The organism is Arthrobacter sp. CAN_A214 (genome assembly GCF_015751955.1).
In the GTDB taxonomy this organism is placed as follows: Bacteria; Actinomycetota; Actinomycetes; order Actinomycetales; family Micrococcaceae; genus Arthrobacter_D.
The window spans coordinates 1-8,235 of sequence record NZ_JADOUU010000052.1 but is presented as its reverse complement, the minus strand read 5'-3'; the positions used below and the strand labels follow the sequence as shown (position 1 = coordinate 8,235).

The following is an 8,235-nucleotide window of genomic DNA, read 5'->3' as shown; positions in this document are numbered from 1 at the left end:
TTTCAGTGGGACGGTCGGCCTGGACGATGTGAGCATCGCGACGGATGGGCCGGAGCTAGGCTTCGGGTATGCCCGATGCTGCCGACAGATCTGTTCAAGCTGCGGAGATGGCAGTCTTTGAACGTAGATCGTTATCTCTCGGTGCGGCAGCGGCCGCAGGTCTTCCCGGGCGTTTCGAATGCTTCCGCAGCGGTGGACTGCGGGCGAGCATGGCAACTGCCAGCCACTATGGTTTCCTTAACATCATCGAGGGTCTGACCCATCAAACGGTCGAGCTACTGTCCGAGGTTCTCAAGACGTTCCCAGAACCGGACCAGGTAACTATCGTTGCGGCATCGCCATCACAGATGCTCGCTGATCAACTCCTTGGCGAGGGATACGCGCCGGCATCCGTCCGACCGATTGCCTACCAGCGCCTGAGTACTTCTATCCGGGTGGGCGGAATCGGCACTGACGCCTGGCAAGTCCAAGAAGTCTCCACCAGGAATGATACGACGCTCTTCTTGGACCTTCTTGAGGTGGGGTACGCCGCAACAAGCGAAATCCGAGCTCTAATCCGCGCGGAGCACGCCCTCCCGATGGTTCGTGGATTCATCGCCTTCCGCAACGAGGAACCTCTCGCCGTGGCGGCCATGTCGCTGCACCCCACCGGGGCCGTACTTGGTGGTGCGTCTACCCTCCCTGCCGCGCGAGGTCGCGGAGCCCAAACTGCCCTCCTGTCACACCGGGTTCAACTGGCGAGAACTCTCGGTCTCCCCTTGGTGACGGCCACCGCAGCGCCCGGAACACCCAGTATCCGAAACCTCGCCAAGTTGGGATTCACCATCGTGGAACGAACAGGCTGGTGCCTTAATGATGCGAGCCGCGCATAAAACAAGATCCCGGCGTTACTGAAAGAACGTGTGCGCGTAAGCAGATGGCCAGACGTGCGCGTTTCGAGGCCATCAAGTCTGCATGGTGAGGATCCGCTTGCGCTCTCCAACGGGCGGCCCACGGTCGTTTCGCCCGTAGTATCTAACCTCATGGAATTACGTCGCCTCACCGAATTCGACATGGATCAGGCGCTGCTCGCCCACGAGGAACTCGCTGCAGAACAGTTCGACTTCCTTTTCAGTTACGACCCCGTTGATGACTGGGCGAACTTCCTGGCAAACCTTGAAGCAACTCGGCAAGGCCGGAATCTTCCCGATGGGCGCGTCCCGGCTACCTTCCTCATCGCAGAAGTCGATGGAAACCTCGTGGGACGGGTTTCGATCCGCCACAGCCTGAACCCGTTCCTTCGGACGGTTGGTGGCCATATCGGGTATGCCGTCCGGCCCCGCTTCAGGCGCCAGGGCTACGCCCACCAAATCCTGACTCTTTCACTCGTTCAAGCAAGAGAGCTCGGTATTAGCCGTGTGCTTTTGACTTGCGATGCCGACAACATCGCCTCCAGGACAACCATCGAGAAATGTGGTGGCGCGCTCGAAGCGAGCCCGCTGGCCGGATCAGATGTACCGGGCAAACTTCGATACTGGATCGACACCTAACCGCCACCACCAGTGTTGCGCACCTGATGTTCCTGTTCCCCGGCGAGAGACAGGACCGGTTCAGGCACGAGAAAAGTTTCAGGTCCGGGTTAGATTCATGCCATGGATCCTGCGCCAATCTCCGTTCGACCGGCTGTCGATAACGACGCCGGGCGCCTAGCTGAGATTCACATAGCAGCATGGCGAGCAACGTATCGAGGAATCATGACCGACGAGCGTCTCGACGGTATGAGCGTCGAGCGTGCGGCGTCGAACTGGCAACGAAATATCGCCGACCCAGCTAAGGGCACAGAACATTTGGTCGTCGTCTATGACGATTTCCCCGTTGGCTTCGCCATTTTCGGTCCAGCCCCCGACGACAGTGCCCCCGGCACAGGGCAGCTGTACGCACTCAACCTGCACCCCGACTGGTGGGCGCGAGGCCTCGGGTCGACGCTCTTCAGTGCATCCGAACAGAGGCTGGCCGCGCTTGGCTACTGCCGCGCCTTCCTCTGGGTGGCGAAAGGCAATGAACGAGCCATCAGCTTCTACAACAAGCACGGCTGGTTCGACGACGGAGGCATGATGGAAGACGCGCATTTCGATCCTCCGGTCATCGAGCTTCGGCACAGCTGCATCTTCGCTGCCCACTGACCCGGCTGTGGTCCGTCACAAGTAGAGCAGTCAGGGGTACACGGCGGAAAGCGTGGGGAACGATTGTTCTGTGCATGGTCTTCCGTGGCTGACCCAGCCGGTCGAAGGGCCGGTTGCAAGAGCGCCAGAGAACAATGTCCAGTGAGATTCGCGAGGGAGTATGCATGCGCTTGGAATGGGAAGGCTTGGTCAACGCCCGGGATCTTGGAGGTATTGCCCTGCAGGGTGGGGGACGGACCCGCAGTGGTGCCTACATCCGCGCAGATCATCCATCCCATCTGACACCGACGGGGTGGGGGCAACTCCGTCGCTACGGCGTGCGGACGATTGCTTCGCTGGAGACTGGTGGCCTGGAAGGCGAGGAGGCTATTCGTTCAAATCGTCCCGTCGTTCCCCCAGCTGATCTGACCGCCGTGGTGCTGCGCATCCCGGTTGAAGATGCGACCGATACTTCGTTCATGGACCGGTGGGCAAGGACGGGCCTGTGGGGAACGCCGTTGTACTTCTCGGAAGCTCTGAACAACTGGCCGGCGATGTATGGAGCGGCGATCAACGATCTCGCCCGGGCGGAGGGCCCTGTCCTGATGCATTGCGGGCGCGGCCACGACCGCACCGGCATCATGGCACTGCTCCTGCTCACTCTTGCCGGAGCGACGGTCGAGGGAATCACCGAGGACTACCTCCTAAGTGGTCGCAATCTCGAGTCGCGAGAGCCACGGTCCGTCGAACTACTCGAGGGCTCACTACGACAAGCAGGCGTAAGCGCCCATGAAGCTATTGGTACCGCGATCGACGTGGTGGACGATGTTTGGTTGTCGCGAGCGAAGGTCACCGAGGGTTCGATCAGCGCTATCCGAGCCGACCTCGCCGGCTGAAACACCGGCCTGACATCTGATTTGTTAGCGGGTTCGCTGTGAGTGGGCGTTCGTATCGAAAGTCGGCGGTTCGAGGCGGTCGTCCTAACCGACGGATCCTGAACGATCAGGTAAGCGCTTCTTCATCGGTCAGTTGATCGTTGTCCACATTGGCGTCTCGGAACTCCGAGAACAGCAGCATTGAGGCTGAAAGCACCATCACTCCGGCGGCGGCCCACAACGCGATAGATGAGTTTGTGAGGGTGGCAAGGGCACCGCCGAGGGGTGCGCCAAGAACAATCATTCCCCGGTTCATCGAGCGCCTCGTGGCGCTCATCCTTGCGATGAGCTTGTCAGGCGTCACCGGCTGCCAGTACCCCATCTCCAATGGGCCCTCGACACCCATCGACAGCCAGAAAAAGAACTGCCCTCCCGCGGCGACAGCGAATGCCGCCCACAGTGCTACCGGCCAGTCTGCAGGGGAGCCATATGCCTGATCAGTCAGTGGGCCGTCAGCCACAGCAACAGCGACCAGTGGGGAGAAGGCGATCAGCGCAAGCGCTACCGGCTGGATGAGCCGGGCGATGATCATCGTTCTGCCGGTACCCCACCGCGCGCCGATGCGTATGGAGAGAAGCGTTCCCACGACGGAGCCGACACCTGCACCGGTGAGGACCAGGCCGAGTCCCAGCGCACCGAGCTTCAGATCGTTCAGAACAAGTGCCGGAAGAACTGCGCCCATCATGGCGGAGCCGATGAACCAGGCATGGCTGGACCAGGCCAACGGTCCGAGCCGCGGGTGACCATAGATCCAACTAAGTCCCTCACCCACCTTGCGACGCACGGTGCCGTCCATGCGTACAGGTGGCTTGTCGGTAGCCGCATGTTTCAGGGACAGCAGGACCACTGCGGACACGAAGTGCGTGACAGCTCCCAGGAGAAGAGCGAAAGGAGCTGTCACCAGGGCGACCAGGCCGCCGGCTACCGCACTACCCGTGGTCTGAGCGACCGTGTGGCCTTGCCCCCGTTGAGTGGACATCTCAGAAGAGAGAATGTTCATTATGGGAAAGACACGTCGGGAGTTCACGCCTGAGTACAAGGACGAGGCGGTGAAGCTGGTGATCAATACTGGCAGGCCGGTAGCGACCGTCGCCCGGGAGCTTGGTATCAACGAGGCATCGCTTGGCCGGTGGGTCAATACGTTCAAGGCCCGCAACGACACCGCTGAGACCGTGGTGACTGAGTCTGAACGGGCCGAACTGCTCAGGCTGCGCAAGGAGAACGCGGACCTGAAATTGGATCGGGCGTTCCTAAAAAAAGCGTCTCTCTTCAACGCCTAAGGAAGCTTCGGATACGAACGGCAAGCGTTCGTCCTGATGCACGCGGAGAAGACCAGTTTCAGTGTTACCCGCATGGCCCGGTTGCTGGAGGTGTCCCGGTCCGGGTACTACGCCTGGGCAGTGCGTACTCCCTCGCTGGCCGAGGTTCGGCGGGTGCATATCGAGCAGAAAGTCGCCTTCCTTCACGGCGAGTCCGACGAGGTCTACGGGTCGCCACGGATCCTGGCGGACCTGCGGGCTGAGGGCGAGATCGTGTCCCGCAAAACGGTCGCCAAAACGATGCAACGCCTCGGATTGGCCGGTATCTGCCCGAAGAAGTGGAAGACCACCACGATCATCGACCACGCCGATGCGTATCCGGTCGATGTGGTGAAACGACAGTGGGATACCGGGGCCCTGAACCAGGTGTGGGTCGGTGACATCACCTACCTGCGCACCTGGGAGGGCTGGGTGTATCTGGCGACCGTCATCGATGCCCACTCCCGCCGCGTGATCGGTTGGGCGATCGCCGAGCACATGCGCACCGACCTGATCCAGGATGCCTTGCTCATGGCCATGACGCTGCGCGGGGACAGGCCCGCGCAGGTGATCTTCCACAGCGACCGCGGAACCCAATACGCCTCAGCGCAGATCACCGCGTTTACCGCCGCCCACGGCATCACCCGCTCAATGGGACTGACAGGCATTTGCTGGGACAACGCGATGGCTGAAAGCTTCTTCGCGACGCTGAAGACCGAGTTCTACCACCGCCGTGTCTGGCCCACCCGAGCCCGCGCGGCCCGGGAAGTCGGCGCGTGGATCGAGGACCGCTACAACCGGCGCCGCCGGCACTCCTCAATCGGCAATGTCAGCCCCGTCGACTTCGAACTGCAATACTCAACCCAAGCCGCAGAGATCCAACTCCCCGCTTAACCCGTGTCCACGAACCGGGGTCAAGGCCAGTGTCGCTTTGCTGCAGCCGGGCATTGGCGCGGGTGAGCAGGGGCCTGGAGACGAGTTGCGGCAGGAAAGATTGATAGGCGGCGTCGCTCATCAACGCCAACGTTCCAAAGCTGAACACCAGCACCATCACCGTAGGAACGTTGAGCAAACCCAGGACCCCCAGCAGGCACAGCGTGGCCAGCACCAAACCCCGTCCGACATCACCAGTGATCAGAACGGTGCGGCGCCGGAACCGGTCCACCCAGATACCGGCGAGCAATCCGAACAATAGGTAGGGCGCCCAACGTGCAGCATTGACCAACCCTTGGTCGAAGGCAGTGCCATTCAAGGACACCAGGATCAAAACCGACAGCGCCACGGTCGTGATGTAGGTGCCGAAATCCGAAACGGTTGAAGCGGACCAGAATCGTACGAAAGCGGAATTATGGCGCAGTTTCATCTTTGATGTGAGGGCGGACTGGCGGCAGTGCAGCCCAGACCCCCGTCCTCCTCTCAACCGCGCGTGAAGTTCACGGCTTACCGGTCGTCATTTCCACAGAGTACCCAGTCGAATACCAGCAGCCCCCTTGGCGCGATGAGCGTTTGTAAGCCAATCGCTTCGCGGGTGCACGAGCAGTGCCTGCCTCGCTGGAGCGCGACCGTCAATCAGCTTCCTATTGACGGTTGATCATCCATGGACGGTGATGCTCGCCAGGAGCGAATCCTAAATCGGACGGACGGAACCGGCTGACGAGAACGCGCTGAAGATTCCCACCGATTGATTTCGCAAAACGCTCATTCAACCTTCGCGCGGCGACGTTGTCGTCGAGAGTGGCCATCGCGATGTTGCGTTGCGGCTGCCATCCGGCGGCCGCGCTGAGGAGTGAGAGTCCTACCCCTCGTCGCCGTGCGGAGGGAACTACTGCAACCAGCTGAATGAACAGCGGGTCCGAATCGGTTCGACCCGCGAGCACACAACAAAAGCCGACAGGATAATCAGCGATCTCTGCCAACAGAACGAGATGCTTCCCAATCTTCGACACATTGTCCTCGACAGAGTGAATGTAGGTTGACTCGCAGTCCGCCTGCATCCATCGCATCCAGCAACCGTCTCGCACTGTCTGTTCCGCCTCGCGGATCAGGACCTCCGAAGGTGGCAAAGCCTCTAACTCTTGCTTCCATGCGCCGAACCCTGGTTCGTGGAACGGGGAGGAGGCATTGAACATACCCGAACGCTATCAACGACGGATGGTCATTTCCGACCCGGACTAAGCGGGCGGCTCGTCTGGTCACCTCTCGACTTGCGCCCGTAGGACGGTTGTTCAGCGCGCGCACTGACTTAGATCGTTTGAGTCCAGCCCGCGTCGTGGCGCTAGTGTACGTTCAATTTGCACGATGAGAATGCGCGGAAGGGTGAGACCTGCGTGCGCCCACGCAGACTGCAGACTGGCCATCTGCAGTCCAAGCAAAGGATGGTGAAATGGCATCCCGGTACTGATCTTCCCTCAGGGTCAAAGCCTTCATGCCGCCGAGTGTATGCCGCTCCTCATCTCATCAGCGAAGTGTCCACAAGACGGTCGGCCTGCGCCTGTGCAGGTGACCTTGAGTATTTGTGCAGACGACTGCGAGAACCGACAACCGTCTCGAAACCCTGGAGATACGAGGCGTCTCGCGGCGTAGCTTCAGATGCTGTCCGTGTTGGCGGAACCATCAGGACCCTAAATTCTCATATCTATGCCTCGAAACCCTATGCTCGGATCAGCGTATGAACCCTTAGATACGAGACACCTGGAGTGATATGGCGAAGCTGATCGGATACGCACGAGTCTCTACCCGACCGCGGTCGACGGATCGGCAGGAGGCGGATCCGCTCGCCGCCGGGGTGCGGCGCGATGACTTGTACGTTGACCAGGGAGTATCAGGTGCGCAAGCGACAAGACCGCAGTTCGACCGGGCGCTCGACGCGCTGGAGGCGAAGGACACTCCCGTGGTGACGACCCTGGACAGGCTGGGACGCTCGACGCAGAACATGCTCGATTTCGCCAAGGAGCTCCGTGGCCGGGGCGCCGGCCTTCGGGTGTTGAACCTCGGCGGCGGAGACGTCGATACGTCCACCCCGATGGGCTCGATGCTGTTCACGATCATGGCGGCATCGGCGCAAATGGAACACGACATCAAGCGCGAGCGAATCGTCGACTCGATCGGGAAGCGGCGGGAAGCCGGCAAGGATCTTGGAGGAAGGCCACGCCTGATCAGTGACAGCAAGATCCGAAACGCTCTCCGACTCGTGGAAGGTGGAGAACCAGCCACGCAGGTCGCCCGCGACCTCGGCATGTCCCGCGCAACCTTCTACCGCCGGTCACGCGAACTGAACACGAAGTAGAACACGCCACATACCGGTGCGAGAATCGCGCCACAAAGCGATGCGATTCACAGGTCCGTGCACGGCTTTTGCAACAGGGACGGTCGAGGGTCTAGACATCCTGCAACGTCGGTCCGGCGCGTAGTTCACGGGGGAGTCCTTCGCCATGCAAGTCTCACCGGTGCTGTCCGGCGTATTGAGTGGCAATCTGGTGCCCCTCGGAGACGAGGCGCGGTGGCCCTGCTCAGGAACGTCAGTGGCTAGTTGTAAACCTTGTTTACCACCGACAAGGAGAGGCCTAGGTAGCAACCATCAAACAGCAACCACACCCGTCCGGGCAGGTTGTCTCCGTGCGACTTTCACCGGACATCATCAAACGGATTGACGCCCTGGCCGAACACACGGGCCGCAGCCGCGGACTCTACATCCGCCTCGCGTTAAGTGCATTCCTTCCGCAACTCGAGGAAGATCACTGGAACCAGAAGACAGCCCGCTACGAGCGGGAGGGCTTCGATCGGGACTTCGAACAGCTCACGACGCACCTCATGGACGAACCGGAACCCAGCCCTTGAACCAGAATGTGCTGCCCGTTAACG

Annotated in this window: 9 protein-coding genes and 1 pseudogene; 7 read left to right on the top strand and 3 right to left on the bottom strand. The window is 60.8% G+C overall.

The annotated features are described in order from the left end of the window. Positions 1 to 68 precede the first annotated feature (68 nt). From IWX65_RS18155 to IWX65_RS16845, 4 genes are all read left to right on the top strand, one after another. Positions 69 to 872 carry a GNAT family N-acetyltransferase gene (locus IWX65_RS18155; RefSeq protein WP_196884718.1) on the top strand — a complete coding sequence of 268 codons (804 nt, stop codon included), beginning with the start codon at positions 69 to 71 and terminating at the stop codon, positions 870 to 872. A gap of 150 nt (positions 873 to 1,022) precedes the next feature. After that, entirely contained in the window at positions 1,023 to 1,529 is a 507-nt protein-coding gene (locus IWX65_RS16855) for a GNAT family N-acetyltransferase (RefSeq protein WP_196884719.1), read from the top strand. A gap of 204 nt (positions 1,530 to 1,733) precedes the next feature. Then, a complete protein-coding gene (locus tag IWX65_RS16850) occupies positions 1,734 to 2,162 on the top strand; it encodes a GNAT family N-acetyltransferase (protein WP_334683968.1) in 429 nt (142 codons plus the stop codon). Between the two features lie 164 nt (positions 2,163 to 2,326). Continuing rightward, positions 2,327 to 3,037 (top strand): tyrosine-protein phosphatase, encoded by a 711-nt coding sequence (locus tag IWX65_RS16845; RefSeq protein WP_196884716.1) that lies wholly within the window; start codon positions 2,327 to 2,329, stop codon positions 3,035 to 3,037. 106 nt (positions 3,038 to 3,143) lie between these two features. Here the strand turns inward: IWX65_RS16845 and IWX65_RS16840 are convergent, their stop codons facing one another. Then, positions 3,144 to 4,055, bottom strand: a complete 912-nt coding sequence (locus IWX65_RS16840; RefSeq protein ID WP_196884715.1) for an MFS transporter — start codon at positions 4,053 to 4,055, stop codon at positions 3,144 to 3,146. A 13-nt stretch (positions 4,056 to 4,068) separates the two neighbouring features. Between IWX65_RS16840 and IWX65_RS16830 the strand changes: the two are divergent. Beyond that, positions 4,069 to 5,268: pseudogene (locus IWX65_RS16830) on the top strand (IS3 family transposase). On the opposite strand, the gene IWX65_RS16825 reads toward IWX65_RS16830, so the two are convergent. Together IWX65_RS16825 and IWX65_RS16820 are read right to left on the bottom strand one after the other, a co-directional pair. Then, positions 5,204 to 5,737, bottom strand: coding sequence for an MFS transporter (locus IWX65_RS16825; RefSeq protein WP_196884712.1), 534 nt, complete (start codon positions 5,735 to 5,737; stop codon positions 5,204 to 5,206). The pseudogene IWX65_RS16830 and the gene IWX65_RS16825 overlap by 65 nt on opposite strands. Positions 5,738 to 5,951: 214 nt before the next feature. Next, positions 5,952 to 6,503, bottom strand: coding sequence for a GNAT family N-acetyltransferase (locus tag IWX65_RS16820; protein WP_196884711.1), 552 nt, complete (start codon positions 6,501 to 6,503; stop codon positions 5,952 to 5,954). Positions 6,504 to 7,075: 572 nt separating this feature from the next. On the opposite strand from IWX65_RS16820, the gene IWX65_RS16815 reads away from it, so the two are divergent. Together IWX65_RS16815 and IWX65_RS16810 are read left to right on the top strand one after the other, a co-directional pair. After that, the gene (locus tag IWX65_RS16815) at positions 7,076 to 7,660 is read left to right on the top strand and encodes a recombinase family protein (protein ID WP_196884710.1); all 585 of its coding nucleotides are present in this window, start codon (positions 7,076 to 7,078) and stop codon (positions 7,658 to 7,660) included. Positions 7,661 to 7,989: 329 nt separating this feature from the next. Beyond that, complete coding sequence (locus IWX65_RS16810; protein WP_196884709.1) at positions 7,990 to 8,211, top strand: ribbon-helix-helix protein, CopG family; 222 nt, start codon at positions 7,990 to 7,992, stop codon at positions 8,209 to 8,211. Positions 8,212 to 8,235: the final 24 nt, after the last annotated feature.

Coding starts and splice junctions, on each gene's coding strand:
- IWX65_RS18155 (WP_196884718.1), top strand. CDS start 69: ATGCCCGATGCTGCCGACAGATCTGTTCAAGCTGCGGAGATGGCAGTC.
- IWX65_RS16855 (WP_196884719.1), top strand. CDS start 1,023: ATGGAATTACGTCGCCTCACCGAATTCGACATGGATCAGGCGCTGCTC.
- IWX65_RS16850 (WP_334683968.1), top strand. CDS start 1,734: ATGACCGACGAGCGTCTCGACGGTATGAGCGTCGAGCGTGCGGCGTCG.
- IWX65_RS16845 (WP_196884716.1), top strand. CDS start 2,327: ATGCGCTTGGAATGGGAAGGCTTGGTCAACGCCCGGGATCTTGGAGGT.
- IWX65_RS16840 (WP_196884715.1), bottom strand. CDS start 4,055: ATGTCCACTCAACGGGGGCAAGGCCACACGGTCGCTCAGACCACGGGT.
- IWX65_RS16825 (WP_196884712.1), bottom strand. CDS start 5,737: ATGAAACTGCGCCATAATTCCGCTTTCGTACGATTCTGGTCCGCTTCA.
- IWX65_RS16820 (WP_196884711.1), bottom strand. CDS start 6,503: ATGTTCAATGCCTCCTCCCCGTTCCACGAACCAGGGTTCGGCGCATGG.
- IWX65_RS16815 (WP_196884710.1), top strand. CDS start 7,076: ATGGCGAAGCTGATCGGATACGCACGAGTCTCTACCCGACCGCGGTCG.